Origin of the sequence: Mesorhizobium captivum, from assembly GCF_033977165.1 — a bacterium.
GTDB lineage: Bacteria > Pseudomonadota > Alphaproteobacteria > Rhizobiales > Rhizobiaceae > Mesorhizobium > Mesorhizobium captivum.
The window spans coordinates 26,881-42,602 of sequence record NZ_JAVIJB010000010.1; the positions used below are offsets into that span (position 1 = coordinate 26,881).

A 15,722-nucleotide genomic window follows, 5' to 3' on the forward strand; every position below is an offset into this window, starting at 1 on the left:
AAGTTGCGCGACCATCGCGCGACATGCATTTGCGCGCAAGTGCAACGGCGGCGTCTTTGGAAACGCGGGCCGTCTTCAGGCCAGCAGGCGAACAGCGCCGCCTTGCGCTTCGATCAGCCTCGTGCCTTCTCGTCAAACGAGAGGAAGGTTTCGGCGCCCAGCCAACTGCCCTCGAAGGCAATCGCGCCGTCGGCGAAGTCGCCGCCTGCTTCGAGCACAGCCAGCCCGGCTTCCGCGGCCGGCCTGTTGGTGGCGACGTTCGCGCTGCTGATCACTATTGCCCGGTTCCCGTGGCCTTTTGCCGGAGGGATTTGACCGCCTCCAGCAGTTCGCGCTCGTTGGTGTGAGCGTTTCGAAAAATGGCCACAACCATCACCGCCAGAATTTCGGCGGCCTGGTCCATCGGATCGAGCTGTTCCTCCGCGCAGACCTGATTGAACACGCGTTCGCATACAGCCAGATCGAGAGGACTAAGACAGGTGCGATTGAAACGCAGACGCAGCATTTTTAACGACCCTTTCAGGCCCGCCGCCCGTGTGTTGCGGCGGGCTTTTATCACTAGGCCGAGCGATACTATGCTCAACGGCATTGTAGTAATCGCTCGGTATCTATGATTCCATTGTCAATAACCCCAAAATCTGCGCACATTCGCGAGATCTATATTGCCCTGAAGTCATCAGCTGGTAATAGTCTTGCCGCTTGTTTTCCGGTATACGAAAGCCTCGCCGGAAATCAGCCGCCTCCTTCGGGGTTCTAGTGCAACCGAGTTTGCTGGCGCTGACTTTCAAGCTTGCCAGTGAGCATCCGAGCTTTGCCGCAATGTCTTTCAATGGTTCGTTATTAACGTATCCATCAAGGATTATCTTGCGGCGAGCTTCTCCTTTAAGCTTTTCGTTCATTTCGTGGTCTCCTCAACATCGCTTTCACGATGTCGGATTCTATACGCACCGGTCTGAAGAGTGTCGTTATCTTCGCATCCAGAAACTTGTCTCCGGATGCATTTCTTATTGTAATCCAGCGTGATCGCCGATGCGGCCGACAGGCTTGCCAGATGCCGGGATACACCACATGATTGCGAGGGCATGGGCATACCGGAATCGGATATGGCACCACGCGCGATCGACGCTAAGAGGCAAGACGAGGCGCATGCTGGGCAAACGCCCGAGCGTGAGCGACGCCGTTGGCCACGCGACGTTCAGCCTGACAACGAGGCCGCTCTACCACTCGCACCGGCGCTAGAACCGTTGTCCTTTTCAACGCTCGAACTGGCGCCAGAAGATCAATTTGCCGCTTGGCAAGCGCATGTGGCACCGCTTGTCGAGGCCAAGTTGCCGGATAACAAATCGCTGGACGACGGCTTTCCCGCCGACCACACGGCTTGGAATCTTGGTGGCATGCTGATCGTTGAACAGCGCGCGCCGGCGCACAGTTATATGCGGTCTGCCGCGAAGCTTAGGTCCAGCTCGATCGATCATTGGTATGTCGTATTGCCACATACTGGCCGGTCATGGACGGAGGTCGATCGCCGCGTCGCGGAGGGACAGCCGGGTAAATTGGAGATCAGATCTCTCGGCTACCCGTTTCGCGGAAGGACAACGGAATCCGAAAGTCTCTTTCTCTATTTGCCGCGTGATTTGTTCGCCGATGTGGCGGGGACCCTCGACGCAAACAACAATTCAATTTTGTCCGGTAACTTCGCTAACCTTTTGATCGACTACATCAACAGCATCGTAACAAGACTGCGCAATCTCACGGCGGAAGATCTGCCCCGCATCGTGCACGCAACACGCAGCATGATTATTGCCTGCCTTGCGCCGCCGGCCGAACATGCCGCGGCGGCCGAACAACTGGCGAGTGTCGCACTAATGGAGCGAGCGCGTCGATACGTCCAAAACAATCTGGACGCGGCTCGCCTGACACCGGATTCAATGTGCCGGGCGCTCGGCGTTTCGCGATCTCGCCTCTATCAGTTGTTCGAACCGAGCGGTGGTGTTCTCCATTACATTCAAAGCCGCCGACTTTTGGCAGCCCATCTTGCGCTTAGCGATCCGGCGGACAGCCGACGCATTGTTGAAATTGCGGAAGCCTTCGGGTTCAGTTCAGCGGCAAACTTCAGCCGAGCGTTCAGCAAGGAATTCGGTTACAGCCCCCGCGAATCCCGCAGGACGATGGTATTGCCGCGCCCCGCCCACTCTGTTTCGCTCAGCGAGCGCGAGAAGGCTGCTTCCTTTGAAGACTGGCTCAAGACGCTTGGAAGCTGAACAGGCGTCGCCGGCGGTTGAGATCGGCGACGTTTCATCAGAATGCCGCCCGGAGTTCTGCTGCGTGCCGCGCGGCAATCCCGTAATTGGAAAAGGCGACTGCGTGGGCTGACGGCACCCCAAATAGCACAAGCCCTGGGAGAGATGCCGCGCCGATATCGAGATATGTACGCCCGGATAAGTATTTGGATGCGCAGCTAACGACAGTGCGACCGTATTCGTAGATGTTGGCGATGACTTAGCGGGGGCTCGGCACAGGCGGCAGGTTTCCAAGTTGGGGGAGTATCGCACCGCCTGTGCCGATCGCGCCACCGCTATCCGTCAAAGGTAGTGGCGTAGTTGAGTAAGCGTGCCAAGGCCGGGCGGCAGGCTGGTGTTCATTCCGTCGCAGAATGGCTTAGTGGGGGCCCGATGGCTTAGTGGGGGCTCGGCACAGGCGGCAGATGTCCGAGTTGGGGGGCATCGGATCGCCTGTGCCGCTCGCGCCACCGCTATCCATCAAAGGTAGTGGCGTAGTTAAGTAAGCGTGCCAAGGCCGGGCGGCAGGCTGGTGTTCATTCTGTCGCAGAATGGCCTAGTGGGGGCTCGATGGCTTAGTGGGGGGCTCGGCACAGGCGGCAGGTGTCCAAGTTGGGGGATACCGGATCGCCTGTGCCGCTCGCGCCACCGCTATCCGTCAAAGATGGTGGCTTGGTTGGGTAAGCGTGACAAAGTGGACGGCGACCGGCTGGAGTTCATTCCGCCGCAGATGCCAACTCTTGTCGAGCAGCCGCCTCAAGATGAGGGGTGGGTTCACGAGGCTTGGCTCGATGGCTACCGCACGCAGATCATCATCGATAAGGGCGGCGTGCGTCTCTACAGCAAGAACGGCCGGGATTGGACGACAAAATACTGGCCTATCGCCCTGGCGCTCGAGCTGCCATGCCGGGCCGCCATTCTCGACGGCGAGGTGATTGTATCAGGCGAGCAGGGTACGCCCGATTCCCCTGTGCTGGAAGCTGCGATCTGGAACGAGCCGAGCCGGCTGGTGTTTGTCGCGTTCGACATCCTCCATCTCGACGGTCGCAATCTTGCCCCCTGGCCCTTGCTGCAGCGCAAGCAAGCGCTGCGGCGATTGGTTGAGCCTGGCGTCCGCAAGATCCAATACAGTGAGCATTTTGAGTGCGGCGCGCTGGCGATCCTTCGCGCGATCGAGAAGGCAGGGCTTGACGGAATCATCTCGAAACGCGCCGACAGCCCCTACAGGAGCGGACCGTCGAAAACATGGCTGAAAGCCAGATATTTGAGAAAGCCGATTTCGAATTTGCGAGGCTGGTAGTCCCGCACCAGCGGCGAACACCGCTCCGCCCTGTGCGCCGTAATGATTCGAATTACTGCCGACACCTGCGGTGATCTCAGAAATTACTAATTTAGTAAAGTTGAATGAAAGTTCATCGTGTTGATAAACAACCGCCGGTCACAGCGGAGTACGCATCGCGTCTACGCCGCACACGGCGCTTGTTAAGAATGCAGGTTGAAAGTTTGCCAAGCTTGGTAGTTATGCTATTTCTAAACTGAGGGAAGCATATTGGCACCACCTATGGAGGTGGCACTTGCATCCAAAGGCATCCGGCGCCGGCAAAGAGGGTAAGGGACCTGCCCCTAACGCTCCAGATACCGCTGAAGTGCTTCTCGTCGACCTCTTGTCGAACACCGCCGATCTCGTGTCGTTCTATGACCGGGACTTCCGCCTGACGCGTTATGCTACTAGGCTCAAAAGCGTGTACGGAGGCGTGGTGGCCTCAGGCGCCGCCATATGGGAGATCTATCCGACCTTCCTTCTTGCTAGATATCGCGACGAATTTCTTCGCGTGTTCCAAGGCGGCTCTCCAACGAGCATTGACTTACCGCCATCGCCGGGCGAGGCGCCCCGGTCCGTTTTCGTCTTCAGCACTGCAAATGGTCTAGGAATCATCGAATCGAGGGGGCCCGGCGGGCGAAGCGCAGCCGAGGAACAGGAGCATGTAATTCTGCTCCATCAGGCGACTCACGACGTGCTGACTGGCCTGCAGAATCGGCGGCGATTCGGCGAGCGGCTGCAGCAGGTATTGGCGGCCATTGGTGGACCAAAGCCGAAAGCAGCCCTGCTGCAAATCGACCTTGACGATTTCAAAGCGGTCAATGACACCCTCGGCCATGGAGCAGGCGACACGCTTCTTCAACTCGCGGCAGGTCGTATCCGCGACGCGCTGCAGGAGGGCGAATCCGCGTACCGCTATGCCGGCGATGAGTTCGCCGTCATCCAAGTGGGAAAGGAGCAGCCTGCGGCAGCTGAGCGCCTCGCTGGATCGCTCGTCGAAGCGTTCAAGCAGCCGTTCGTCATCAACGACATTACCGTCTTCGTTGGCTCCAGTATCGGAATAGCGTTCGCGCCGGAGCACGGGACTGATGGCGAGCAGTTGATGAAAGCCGCCGACATTGCACTTTACGCAGCCAAGACAGATGGACGCGGCTGCGCTCGAATCTTCAACCGTGCGATGCTGCTCTTGCTCGAGCACCGCGAGAATCTGAGACGCAGCCTTCGAACTGCGCTGGAGCGGGGCGAGCTTTATCTGGAATACCAGCCGCTCATTCGTCCTCCCTCGTCGGTGATCGGGTTCGAGGCGCTACTGCGGTGGCGACACCCCGAGATCGGGATCATTCCGCCGAGCGTGTTCATACCGATCGCCGAAGCCGACGGCCTGATGGACGAGATTGGGCGATGGGTGCTTGAGGAAGCTTGTCGCCAGGCATTGACATGGCCTTCCTCGCTGACGATCGCGGTGAACTTGTCGCCGGCTCAGTTCCTTAGCGGCTCGCTGACGGACACAGTTGCTCAGATCATCGATGAGGTTGGAATCCGAGCCGACAGACTTGAACTTGAGATAACCGAGACTGTTCTCCTTGAGAAGACGGTCGACAATATCGACACGTTAAACACTCTCAATGTCTTGGGAATACGCATTTCGCTCGATGATTTTGGCACGTATTATTCGTCGTTAAGCTACCTTAAAAACTTTCCGTTCGACACCTTGAAGATCGATCAGTACTTTATTACCGACGTAGATACGGATTCCAAGGGCCAGACGATCGTGCGATCGATCATAAATCTGGCGCACGGCCTTGGAATGAGCGTCACGGCCGAGGGCGTCGAGACGTGGGCGCAGGCGCGGTGGTTGATCAAGGAAAACTGCGATTGCCTGCAGGGTAATTTCCTGGGACGCCCACTCGAAATCGAGGAAATCGGTGATTTCATCAAACGGCCCGCTCTGACAGTGGGACGAGCTATGGAGCAAACAAAGGGGGCGGGCTAGCGCCTTGCGCCCTCGGAGGTCGTCGCCCGCCAAGGCATAAATCTGATGGAACAAGCGAGGATGCCGATGGGATCTGTTCATCACAAGCCGGCTGGCGAACCGAATTTTGAGCCCATGATCCAGGTCGACATGGAAATGAAAGCTTTTGTCTCAGCTTGGAGACACTGCGATTATGTCTCGACCTACATGGCCCGCATGGTCAGTCAAAACAGGTCGGATTCGGTCCGGCACTCAAACCTCTTTTCCTCCGCCTTTAACGAATTGCTGGAAGTCGCCTTTCGAACTCGCCATGCCGACGGCGAACTGGCATGCAAGGTGTCTCGCCATGGCGCGACGGACAGGATTGAGCTGACATTTCCTTGCGTGCCGGAGGAGCGCCAGTTCTACGGGGAGGCCGTGGCGCAAGCCGCAGGATCCGGGGCCAGGGAGCGATACCTTAATTCCGTGTCCGGAGATATCGCACCTAGCCGAGAGGTCGTGCTCCTGGAACTGGCTGTCGACTACGGAGCGACGCTCAGGGTCGAGGAGGTCGACGGTGACGCGATCAAGCTTGTCGTGGATCTTCCGCTTGAGGGCCAATAGAGGTGAGCCCTTACGATCTCCTCCCGCGGTTCAAGGCGCGCTATGACGCGAACAATCAGGAATTCGCCATATCTGGGGTAGTCCGGCCCCAGGCGATTGATGAGCTTGGACCCAGCATAGGCCTGCTCCGCGATGCGATCAGCGGCGTGCGCGGCGTTCTCTACGTCAATGTCAAACGCCTGACGCAGATGAACAACGCTGCGTTTCACGCCTTTTCAAGGATCATCATCGACGCCTGCCGCGCCCGACCCGATCTCAAATTCGTCGTCATCACGTCAAGCGTCGTCGGATGGACGTCGCGGAAATTCGGTCGCTTGAGCGGCATCGAACCGAACATCACGGTCGAGGAGTATGACAGCCAATTCTATCCGGGGCAGGGCTTCCTCGAGGAGGGCGGATTCGTTCCGATCCTGCGCACACAGACAAAGATGACCTGGCGCCACGAACGCGCAATCTTGCCGCGACACGGCATGAAGCCCGGCATCGTCATGGCAGACATCTGTTGCGGGATCGGCGATTTCGCCGTGCTGGTGCAGAAGGAGTTCCAGCCATCGCGGATCGTCGCCCTCGACCACTCGATATCAAGCCTCGACTATGCTCGGCGAGTGATGCGGGAGTTCGATATCCGCGGTATCGAATATACCTATGGCGATGCATCGGAGATGCTGCTCGACGAAGCGCAGTTCGACTTGGTAACCTGCCGGCATTCCCTTCAAATCTTCAATCGACCTGAACTCATCCTCAAGGAACTCTACCGCATATGCAAACCAGGCGGGCGGGTCTACATCACCAACGAGAAGAATTCGCATTGCCTTGGTGAGCCGCGCGCCGAAAGCATTCGTTGGACCTACAACGAGGTCGCGAAGCTGTTCGGGCATTTCGAGATGGACGTAGAGCTTGGGCCGAAGAGCCGGCGATACCTGGTCGAAGCCGGATTCGAAGACATACGTGTCGAGACGTTCATGGTCACCAATCTGGACGGCGATCCGCAGGACTTCGCGGACGTTATTGCAGCCTGGGCGGATGTCTATGCGGGTGAGATGGCGACCAGACGCGGCGACGGACCGGAGTTCGTCGCGCGGTTCAGGCAGGGCTTCCAGGATCACATTTTCGCCGCGCTCCACCCCAAGGGTTATGCGGGTTGGCCGATCTGGGTCGCATCGGGGCGACGGCCGCAATGAAAGCCGACAATGAGCCCACACCGCGTTTCGGCTTGCGCTCCTTTCGAGCGAAATTCGTACTGGTCGTCGGCGGCGCCGTCCTGTTCGATCTCCTGCTGAGCGGTGGCCTGGCACTTTGGAACGTTCAAAAGCTGTCGCGCGACGCCACATCGGAAGTCGGCGAGGGCCTGACGACTGCGAACCAGGAATACATTCGGTCCTATGCCGTGTCGACGGCGTCAAGTGTCGACCTGCTGCTCGACCGAGTCCACGGGGACGTCAAGGCACTGGCCGGCGTACTGCAGGCCCAGATCGACGATCCGAGGAGGCGGCAGCAGGTCGGAGCGACCCTTTCTCAGGAGGCGCCCGGCTCCGTCAAGGTCGTCTACGACACGCACGGCGATTGGGCGCAGAACCTGCCGGGCGCGCCTTCCGTGATAAGCGTCTGGGGCTACCTGCTGGGCGCCGACCACAGTCCGCTGCCGGGCGTTCAACAGGAAATTGAAGACAGCACCGTGATCGATCTCGTCGCGCCGACTCTCATGGCAAGCGGATCGTCCAAGCTGCAGATGTACTATATCGGTCCCAAGGAACGGCCGATCTTCAGGACGGTACCATATACGGACCAGGCACAGACCTTCGACCGGCTCTATCCAGGCCACAACAAGGCGGAGTTCTGGGAGTTCTTCTTTCCGGGAATCTATGGCTCATGGCAGCAATGGGCGAGGGACCCGGCCTCGCGTCCGGTCCCCGACGATATTACCCAGACGGCGCCCTACACCGATGCCATCACCGGAAAGCTGATCGTCAGCTTCTTCCACCCGCTGTGGAAGCGCGATCGCACCGGTATCGCCGGTACGGCGGGGGCGGACATCACGCTCGACCAGCTCGCGGAAGTCGTCGAGCGTGTGAAGATCGCCGAAACCGGGTTCGGCTTCCTCACGATGTCGACTGGCAACGTGGTGGCGATCAACCCGTCGGGCCAGGCGATCATCGGTCTGACATCCTCGAGCGATGCGGGCACGCAGGGCGTCACCGGCCTGGAGAGGTCGCTGCGAGCAAGCACTCAGCCGGCGATCGCATCGCTGCCGCTCGACCAGAACAATGACGGGGTCATCCAGCACATCATGCTCGACAACAACGGCGAGCGGGTACCCTATATCGTCGTCCTCAAGAGGTTGAAGCCGACCAATTTGTGGAGTTCGGGCCCGATCAAGTCCGAAACCATGTCAGTCGGGATCGTCGTTCCCGAACGGGAGATCTATGCGTCCCTGTTCGCCGCGCAGCAGAGTATTTCGCGCGCAACCAACCGTATCCTGCTCTTTCAGGTGGGCGCGATCATCGTTTCGCTTCTGATTGTTTTTGCGGCGGTGCTCGGAATTTCGAAGCGCATCACCGCAGGCCTCAGGGCGCTCGCCAGCGCCGCGCAGAGGCTCCAGTCCAAAGATTATACAGTGCGCGTGAGCATTCCAACGCGCGACGAGGTCGGAGCGGTGGGGACCGCCTTCAACCGGATGGCTGAGCAGATCAGCTTTCACACGGAAAACCTCGAGCAACTCGTCGACGAACGAACCAGAGAACTCGGTGAAGCAAATCAGGAGATATCCGCACTCAACGAAAAGCTGCGGGACGAGAACGTCCGGCTCGGCGCGGAACTCGCGGTTGCCAGGCAGATCCAGATGATGGTCCTGCCAAAGCCATTCGAACTAGAAGCGATTCCGGGGCTGGAGATCGCGGCCTATATGCGGCCGGCCGACGAGGTGGGCGGGGACTACTACGACGTCCTGCAGAACGGATCACGGGTCAAGATCGGCATCGGCGACGTGACGGGTCATGGGCTCGAAAGCGGCGTGCTGATGCTGATGGTCCAATCCGTTGCACGCGCGCTGCAGGAGGCCAACGAACGCGATCCGCACCAGTTTCTGGTTCGGCTGAACCGAGCAATCTACAAGAACATCGAGCGGACGAACACCGACAAGCATCTCTCGCTGGCCTTTCTTGACTTTGAGGATGGGCGGGTAACGCTATCCGGCCAGCATGAGGACGTTCTCGTCGTGCGCGCGGATGGGGACGTTGAACGTATCGATACGCTTGATCTGGGTCTGCCGGTTGGCCTGGAGAATGACATCTCGCACTTCATCGACACGCGTGACATCGTGTTCGGGAGCGGCGACGTGATCGTGCTGCACACCGACGGTGTTACCGAGGCAGAAGACGAAGACAGAAAACTGTTCGGGTTCGAGCGCCTCTGCCAGAGCGTGCAAAAGCGTCATGGCAGGAGCGCCGAGGAAATCAAGACCGGGATCATCGAGGATCTGATGGCCCATATCGGAATCCAGAAGATCCACGACGACATCACCCTCGTGATCATAAGGCACACATAGAAATGACAGCGCTGTTCGGTACACCAGACATTGCAATCGGCATGAAGGAGAGTGTCAGCCGCGTGCGGCTTTTCGACGGACCTCTCGACTTGAGTTGGCGTCATTGTGCTACGACCTCGGACTTCATTGCCGATCTTTTCGCATTGCGCTTTCGGTCGTTCCGCAATGACTACATGGAAGTGCGACATAGCATCGGATATCTGGCCAACGAACTCATCGAAAATGCCGTCAAGTTTCGCGCGCCGGGTGAAATCGTGATCGAGGCATCGATGGATTCGGACTGCTTCAAGCTCAAAGTGTCGAATGATGTCGCCGGCGAAAACGCGTCTCGGTTCCAAAGTCTCCTGGCGGACATCACGGCTGGCGACCCCGGAGATCTGCTGATACAGCGAATTGAATCGAATGCTGCAAACCCCGACGCGGAAGGCTCCGGACTCGGACTGCTGACGTTGATGAGCGACTATGGCGCGCGCCTTGCCTGGATATTCAGCTCCGCCGACGAAAGCGATCGGATTTGCTTGGAGACGTATGCCTCCATTCCGATATCGCAAACTCACAACTAGATGAAACGAAGCCGGACAATGGAAATCAAGACGGACGACTATCGGGTGTGGATTGAAGGAAGCGATATTTTTTTTGACGGTGCAATGCGGCTTGCCAGTTCAGAGGCCGGTGCACCGATCATGGCTTTGGCGAATAGTGTTCTTGCCTCAAATCCCTCTTCCATTACGCTTAATCTAAAGGACCTTCACTTTCTTAACTCATCCGGCATCAACCTGCTGGCCAAATTTACGATCGAGGTGCGCAAGCATCCTGACGTTCGACTTGTCGTGCGTGGAACGTCCGACATTCCCTGGCAATCGAAATCATTGCCGAATCTGAAGAAGCTGCATCCTGCCCTGGTGCTTTTGATGGACTAACCGAGTTGTCCGGCAGTCAACGCAGCTCTTCACCCGGGCTCAGTACGCAGACCCGCTCAAGAACGCTCAACGATAGCCACCCCGGCGAGCAGTGCCGGTCGCATGTGAAGCCGCAGGATCGGACCTAAGGGCGCATGGGGTCTCCTGTTCCACTGCAAACGACCTGATCGAGATCCGGAATGATCGCCCCGAGCACCAGAATGCCCACAACGGGGCAGCAGCGGCCGCCTTTTCGCGGCAAGCTCGCCTATAGGCCACCGACCGTCCGCAAGCACCCTGGCCGCAAGGGCGTATCTGCGTAGGGCCAAGCCTCCCTCCGTCGCTGATTCCTCATTGAACGGGTGTGTTATTGTTAACGGTTGCGCGCTAAGGTAGCGATTGGGCGTGGGGTCGTTACCAATGACGACTGTTGATCGCTTTGTAGACGCCCATGTTCTGGAACAAACGCTTTGTCCGAGTTGCAGTAGGAGTCCTGCTGCTGGTTGCCGCTGTTCTTGCTCTCTTGCCTGGACTCACGGGATATACCAGCCTCGACGGCACCATCAATGCGCGTTTCGCCGAGATCTCGGCCCCGATCGAGGGCACCGTGCTGCAGACGCCGCCGAAAACCGGCACGCACCTGCCGGAAAATGCAGTACTGCTGACGATACAGAATGAGCGGGTGAATCGCGCCGTCGAGACATCGCTGGCCGCGGAACTGGAGACCACGCGGAACAGGGTGCAGGCGCTCGAAAATCAGCGCAGCGAGTTGGAGGCGCTGCGTGCCAGATTGGGCCGACGCTTCGATGCCTATAGCAAGGCGATGATCAACAGCATCGAACAGCAGATTGCGATTTCACGTCAACGCATCACGATGCTGGCTGCCCGGCGATCGGCGAGCGCGGCGGAACTCAAGCGCAATTCCACGCTGATGGTGAGAGGCGTCGTTTCGCAGAGCAGTGTCGACGAGGCGCAAGCGACAGAGATCGCGGCCTCGGCAGAGGTCGAAGTCGAAAACCTGACCCTGAAACGGCTGGAGCGGCAGCTGGAGGCGATGCGGCAAGGCGTTTTTCTCGAGGACGGGCAAAACGACGTTCCTTACTCGCACCAGCGGCAGGACGAGTTGGCGATCCAGATCGCCGATCTCGATGCGCGTGCCGCAGAAAGCCGTACCCGTCTGGGAGAGATTTCCAAACAGCTGGCAGAGGAGGCGCGACGGGTCGACAGCCTCGAACGCGCGGTCACGACAATGCCCTTCAACGGCGTAATCTGGCGTAACAACGTCGTTGCGGGAGCCAATGTCGTCGCCGGAAACGAACTGCTGCGCGTGCTCGATTGCCGCGACCTCTTCGTGGATATTCTGGTTCCCGAGGTCGATTTCGACCAGATCTATCCGCGCCGCGCCGCGGATGTGCGCATCCTCGGGACTGATAATGTCATTGACGGTGAGGTCACTTCGGTTCGTGGCAATTCGGCGGTGGTAGAGGAGCCGACACTCGCGGCGATGCCTCCAAGCGGCAGAGGGCGCAACGCCCGGATCAGGGTGGCGCTCGCAAACTCGTCTCTCAACACCGACTACAGCAATTTCTGCCATGTCGGGCGGTCGGTCCAGGTCCGCTTCCACACGCGCAGCTTCACGATGGCCCAGTGGCTGACGAGGCTATGGTTCAGTATCTGGTAATGCTCGCCCCGACCTTTCTGGTCGCGGCTTTCTTCCTCGTCTTCGTCCAAGGCTGGTCGCGGTACCAGACCTGGACGCGCACCATCACCTGCGCAATCGTTTTCGGGGTCGCTGTCCGATATCTGTGGTGGCGTCTCACCGATACCGTGCTGCCCTATCCCAATGATGGCCTCGATTTCTACTGGGTGTGGTTTCTCTATGGCATCGAGCTGCTCGCATTCTTCGATATAACGCTCTTCCTCATTATCATGAGCCGGTATGTCGACCGCGGCGCCCAAGCGGATGCGCTCGCAAGCGATTTCTTCCGCCGGCCCCGGCAAGAGCTTCCGACAGTCGACGTCTTCATCCCGACCTACAACGAACCGTTGGACGTGCTCGAGCGAACCATCATTGGTGCGCTCGGCCTCCACTATCCCGGGGAAAAGCTGAAAGTATACGTCCTAGACGACCAGCGCCGGGATTGGCTTCGGCGGTTCTGCGAAGAAAAGGGCGCAATCCACGTTACCCGACCGGATAATGCCCACGCCAAGGCCGGCAACATGAATAACGGCCTTACGGTGAGCGATGGCGAGTTCGTTGCAGTGTTCGACGCGGATTTCGTGGCACACCGGAACTTTCTTCGACGCACACTGCCTTTCTTCACCGATCCCAGCATCGGCATCGTGCAGACGCCGCAGCATTTCTTCAACAGGGATCCCGTCCAGATCAATCTCGGACTGGAGCGGTCCTGGCCTGACGAACAGCGCCTTTTTTTCGACGAGATGGCGGCCAGCAGGGATGCCTGGGACATAAGCTTCTGTTGTGGTTCGTGCTCGATCACGCGTCGCGCGGCACTGGAGGCAATCGGCGGCTTTCCGACGGAGTCGATCACCGAGGATCTGCTGACGACCCTGACGATGCTGAACAAGGGATACAAGACGCGATACCTTAACGAGCGGCTTTCAATCGGGCTCGCTGCGGAAAACCTGAAGGGCTATTTCGTGCAGCGGCAACGCTGGTGCCAGGGCGGGATCCAGACGCTTTTTGTGCACAACGGACCCCTTCGCGGTCCGGGTCTCAGCCTGTTCCAGCGCATCATGTTCCTGCCTGTGAGCTGGCTCGTGCAGTATTTCGTGCGCCTGGCGATCCTCATCGTCCCTGCCATGTATTTCTGGACGGGGTATCCTCCGCTCTTCTTCACGGAAGTAGCCGATCTGGTCAGCCACCAGCTGCCTGTTCTCGTCGCCTATTTCCTGCTGATGCACTGGATCACGCCGACGCGCTATCTGCCGGTGGTTTCGAGCGCTGTCGGCGCCTTCTCCACCTTCCGGATGCTGCCGACTGTGATTTCGAGCCTGATCCGGCCATTTGGGCGGCCGTTTCGGGTGACACCCAAGGGAAGCTCGAATGTCGACAACAAATTCGACGGCTACACCTTTGCCTGCCTGGCAATATTGATTGCGGCCACTGCGCTCGGACTTGTGATCAACATCATGCCGGAATGGGCGCGCATTCCTCCGGGGGAATTCTCGCCAGTCGCAATCTATTGGGCACTGGTGAACGTTGTGGTGCTCATGATTGCGGCGCTGATTTGTTTCGAGAAGACGAATCCCGCCTCCGAGAGCCTCCGTGCGGACGAGCCGGCGCGGTTCGGCGGCATCGCCTGGCGGGTCGTCAGCCTCACGCTCGACAAAGCCGTGGTCGAAATCCCCATCGGAACCGACGTCGAGACCGGCAAGGTCGTCGAAGTAACGCTGCACGGCGTCGAGCCCTTCGAAGCGGAACTCAGGGGCGTCACCAGGCGCACACAGGGGAGGCGCCGGGATACCGGCCGGTTCAAATATGGCCATCTCTATTACGATCTGACTGGAGCGGCGCGCGACCAGATGATCATCAAGCTCTACACCGGCGACTACTCGCAGGATATCGAGGAGCTTCGACGGCGGACCGTGGCCGCCGGCCTGTTCTCACGGACGTTCGGGCCGGACTATCAACGCGCATAGCCAAAATCTCTCTGGCAATTAGGCACAGGGCCACGGGCGAGAGAAAAACTCACAATGGTTCTGAGCATTAGCAGCGCAATCAGTTGCAAGTTTGCAATCTGAAAATGCTCGAAGAATGAGCTCCGGCCGCAACTTCTCATGCACCGCACGCGTCAGCGTCAGAGGACGTTCCGAAGATAACGCTTCTGCAGGGCTATGATCGTTCGGCGATGCGGCGGCTTCAGCCCGCCGACATCAGGTCGTCCCAGACCAACTGCGAGACTGTTGGCCGGTTTCGCTTCAGGCAGTGTGCGTTGATCGTCCCTGGACGATTCCTCTCGCACCTCGTCCAGGCGATACAACCCTGGTCAGCTGTTCCCGTCAGTGTGCCGACGCCGATCGTGCCAATGTCCCGGCCTTACCAAGGCCCGTTGCACTGGACCAAGGCGGCGCGGCAATAAACTCCCTTCCTCACCCTCGGGTTGGTTCCCTGCGGCATTTGAATCGGTACGCGCGTTTTCCGCGACCTTCACGAACAGGCGTTCGAACAGCCGGCAGTCACTCAGCGTAACCGGGTTCTGCCAGGCCAAGCAGGCAGGACGAGGCTCACCAGCAGCAAAGTAACGGTTGGGAACAGACGCGCCTCATGCCGATCAGTCACGACTGATTGTGCACCAGCATCATGCGGTCAGTCTTTTGGGGAGCAGAGAACGCTGGTGCGATAAGTCATCAAATGGATCGTCTCCGATAGCCAGGGAAAATGGCGAGAGGCAAAGGCAGGAGTCGTTCCGTGTTGCCCCAGGCGTTGCCCCGAGCAGTGATGCGCAAACTACTGGGAATGCGTAAAATCCGTAACGCTTGGAAAATATTTGGCTCCCCGGGCCGGATTCGAACCAGCGACCAACCGGTTAACAGCCGGTTGCTCTACCACTGAGCTACCGGGGAACGGAGGCTCTGATGTGAGTGGCGCAGCCTATAGCAAACACCTTTCCGCTTTGCAAAGCAGCAATTCGCAATTTTTCTCCAGTTTTTCGTGCGGCCATTTGTGGCATCGTTTCGGCGTGCCCACATATGAACGGGTTCACACTGGCACGGAACAAAGCGGTCGGCTGTTGGCTTTGGGTATCGACGGCTTCAGCCGCGCAGATGGGATCTGGTTTTTGAATGACGGCAACTGACGACGATAACGCCCCGGCGCGGAAGATCACGATCTTGGGCCGCGAATTCACCATGCCCCGCTCGCGGGGGGCGCGGATCGCGATCGGCGTGCTGCTCACCGTCGGCGGTATCCTCGGCTTTCTGCCGATTCTCGGCTTCTGGATGATTCCGCTGGGCCTGTTGATCCTGTCCTACGAATTCGCGTTGGTGCGTCGCCACAGGCGACGCTTCGTCGTCTGGTGGCAGCGCCGGCGCCGGCCCGACTGAAAGCTTGCCAGGAGAGATCCGGAAAGCTCCGAAAGCG

General features: G+C 58.8%; 14 protein-coding genes, 1 tRNA gene and 1 pseudogene. 12 read left to right on the forward strand and 4 right to left on the reverse strand.

Going from position 1 to position 15,722, the window contains the following annotated elements; all coding sequences use genetic code 11:
• Positions 1-75: 75 nt before the first annotated feature.
• The 3 genes and pseudogenes from RFM40_RS11025 to RFM40_RS11035 form a co-directional block, all read right to left on the reverse strand.
• Positions 76-260, reverse strand: a pseudogene (locus RFM40_RS11025) (PIN domain-containing protein); the annotation flags it as partial.
• A gap of 14 nt (positions 261-274) precedes the next feature.
• A complete protein-coding gene (locus RFM40_RS11030; protein WP_320226538.1) occupies positions 275-505 on the reverse strand; it encodes a hypothetical protein in 231 nt (76 codons plus the stop codon).
• A gap of 103 nt (positions 506-608) precedes the next feature.
• Positions 609-899, reverse strand: a complete 291-nt coding sequence (locus tag RFM40_RS11035) for a hypothetical protein (protein WP_320226539.1) — start codon at positions 897-899, stop codon at positions 609-611.
• Positions 900-1,118: 219 nt separating this feature from the next.
• On the opposite strand from RFM40_RS11035, the gene RFM40_RS11040 reads away from it, so the two are divergent.
• From RFM40_RS11040 to RFM40_RS11085, 10 genes are all read left to right on the forward strand, one after another.
• Complete coding sequence (locus tag RFM40_RS11040; protein WP_320277566.1) at positions 1,119-2,261, forward strand: helix-turn-helix domain-containing protein; 1,143 nt, start codon at positions 1,119-1,121, stop codon at positions 2,259-2,261.
• Positions 2,262-2,955: 694 nt separating this feature from the next.
• Positions 2,956-3,579 (forward strand): ATP-dependent DNA ligase, encoded by a 624-nt coding sequence (locus RFM40_RS11045; protein ID WP_320226540.1) that lies wholly within the window; start codon positions 2,956-2,958, stop codon positions 3,577-3,579.
• Positions 3,580-3,943: 364 nt separating this feature from the next.
• Positions 3,944-5,593, forward strand: coding sequence for a putative bifunctional diguanylate cyclase/phosphodiesterase (locus RFM40_RS11050; protein ID WP_320226662.1), 1,650 nt, complete (start codon positions 3,944-3,946; stop codon positions 5,591-5,593).
• 114 nt (positions 5,594-5,707) lie between these two features.
• Positions 5,708-6,175, forward strand: a complete 468-nt coding sequence (locus RFM40_RS11055) for a ubiquinone biosynthesis methyltransferase UbiE (RefSeq protein ID WP_320277541.1) — start codon at positions 5,708-5,710, stop codon at positions 6,173-6,175.
• 2 nt (positions 6,176-6,177) lie between these two features.
• Entirely contained in the window at positions 6,178-7,356 is a 1,179-nt protein-coding gene (locus RFM40_RS11060; RefSeq protein ID WP_320226543.1) for a methyltransferase domain-containing protein, read from the forward strand.
• Positions 7,353-9,719, forward strand: coding sequence for a SpoIIE family protein phosphatase (locus tag RFM40_RS11065; protein ID WP_320226664.1), 2,367 nt, complete (start codon positions 7,353-7,355; stop codon positions 9,717-9,719). The genes RFM40_RS11060 and RFM40_RS11065 overlap by 4 nt, the downstream gene beginning before the upstream one ends.
• Positions 9,720-9,721: 2 nt before the next feature.
• Positions 9,722-10,282 (forward strand): slr1658 superfamily regulator, encoded by a 561-nt coding sequence (locus RFM40_RS11070; RefSeq protein ID WP_320226544.1) that lies wholly within the window; start codon positions 9,722-9,724, stop codon positions 10,280-10,282.
• Positions 10,283-10,300: 18 nt separating this feature from the next.
• A complete protein-coding gene (locus RFM40_RS11075) occupies positions 10,301-10,639 on the forward strand; it encodes a slr1659 superfamily regulator (protein WP_320226545.1) in 339 nt (112 codons plus the stop codon).
• 430 nt (positions 10,640-11,069) lie between these two features.
• Positions 11,070-12,299, forward strand: coding sequence for an HlyD family secretion protein (locus RFM40_RS11080; protein WP_320277542.1), 1,230 nt, complete (start codon positions 11,070-11,072; stop codon positions 12,297-12,299).
• Positions 12,281-14,281: a glycosyltransferase family 2 protein gene (locus tag RFM40_RS11085; protein ID WP_320277567.1), complete on the forward strand. Its 2,001-nt coding sequence runs from the start codon at positions 12,281-12,283 to the stop codon at positions 14,279-14,281. The genes RFM40_RS11080 and RFM40_RS11085 overlap by 19 nt, the downstream gene beginning before the upstream one ends.
• Before the next feature lie 849 nt (positions 14,282-15,130).
• On the opposite strand, the gene RFM40_RS11090 is transcribed toward RFM40_RS11085, so the two are convergent.
• Positions 15,131-15,205 (reverse strand) — tRNA-Asn (locus RFM40_RS11090).
• Positions 15,206-15,219: 14 nt separating this feature from the next.
• Between RFM40_RS11090 and RFM40_RS11095 the strand changes: the two genes are divergently transcribed.
• Together RFM40_RS11095 and RFM40_RS11100 are read left to right on the forward strand one after the other, a co-directional pair.
• Positions 15,220-15,438 carry a hypothetical protein gene (locus RFM40_RS11095; RefSeq protein ID WP_320226556.1) on the forward strand — a complete coding sequence of 73 codons (219 nt, stop codon included), beginning with the start codon at positions 15,220-15,222 and terminating at the stop codon, positions 15,436-15,438.
• Positions 15,425-15,685: a hypothetical protein gene (locus RFM40_RS11100; protein ID WP_320277543.1), complete on the forward strand. Its 261-nt coding sequence runs from the start codon at positions 15,425-15,427 to the stop codon at positions 15,683-15,685. The genes RFM40_RS11095 and RFM40_RS11100 overlap by 14 nt, the downstream gene beginning before the upstream one ends.
• Positions 15,686-15,722: the final 37 nt, after the last annotated feature.

What these genes read in the sequence shown, in the direction of transcription:
- RFM40_RS11100 (WP_320277543.1), top strand. Translation starts at nt 15,425, where the DNA reads ATGACGGCAACTGACGACGATAACGCCCCGGCGCGGAAGATCACGATC.
- RFM40_RS11030 (WP_320226538.1), bottom strand. Translation starts at nt 505, where the DNA reads ATGCTGCGTCTGCGTTTCAATCGCACCTGTCTTAGTCCTCTCGATCTG.
- RFM40_RS11035 (WP_320226539.1), bottom strand. Translation starts at nt 899, where the DNA reads ATGAACGAAAAGCTTAAAGGAGAAGCTCGCCGCAAGATAATCCTTGAT.
- RFM40_RS11065 (WP_320226664.1), top strand. Translation starts at nt 7,353, where the DNA reads ATGAAAGCCGACAATGAGCCCACACCGCGTTTCGGCTTGCGCTCCTTT.
- RFM40_RS11070 (WP_320226544.1), top strand. Translation starts at nt 9,722, where the DNA reads ATGACAGCGCTGTTCGGTACACCAGACATTGCAATCGGCATGAAGGAG.
- RFM40_RS11075 (WP_320226545.1), top strand. Translation starts at nt 10,301, where the DNA reads ATGGAAATCAAGACGGACGACTATCGGGTGTGGATTGAAGGAAGCGAT.
- RFM40_RS11055 (WP_320277541.1), top strand. Translation starts at nt 5,708, where the DNA reads ATGATCCAGGTCGACATGGAAATGAAAGCTTTTGTCTCAGCTTGGAGA.
- RFM40_RS11080 (WP_320277542.1), top strand. Translation starts at nt 11,070, where the DNA reads ATGTTCTGGAACAAACGCTTTGTCCGAGTTGCAGTAGGAGTCCTGCTG.
- RFM40_RS11085 (WP_320277567.1), top strand. Translation starts at nt 12,281, where the DNA reads ATGGTTCAGTATCTGGTAATGCTCGCCCCGACCTTTCTGGTCGCGGCT.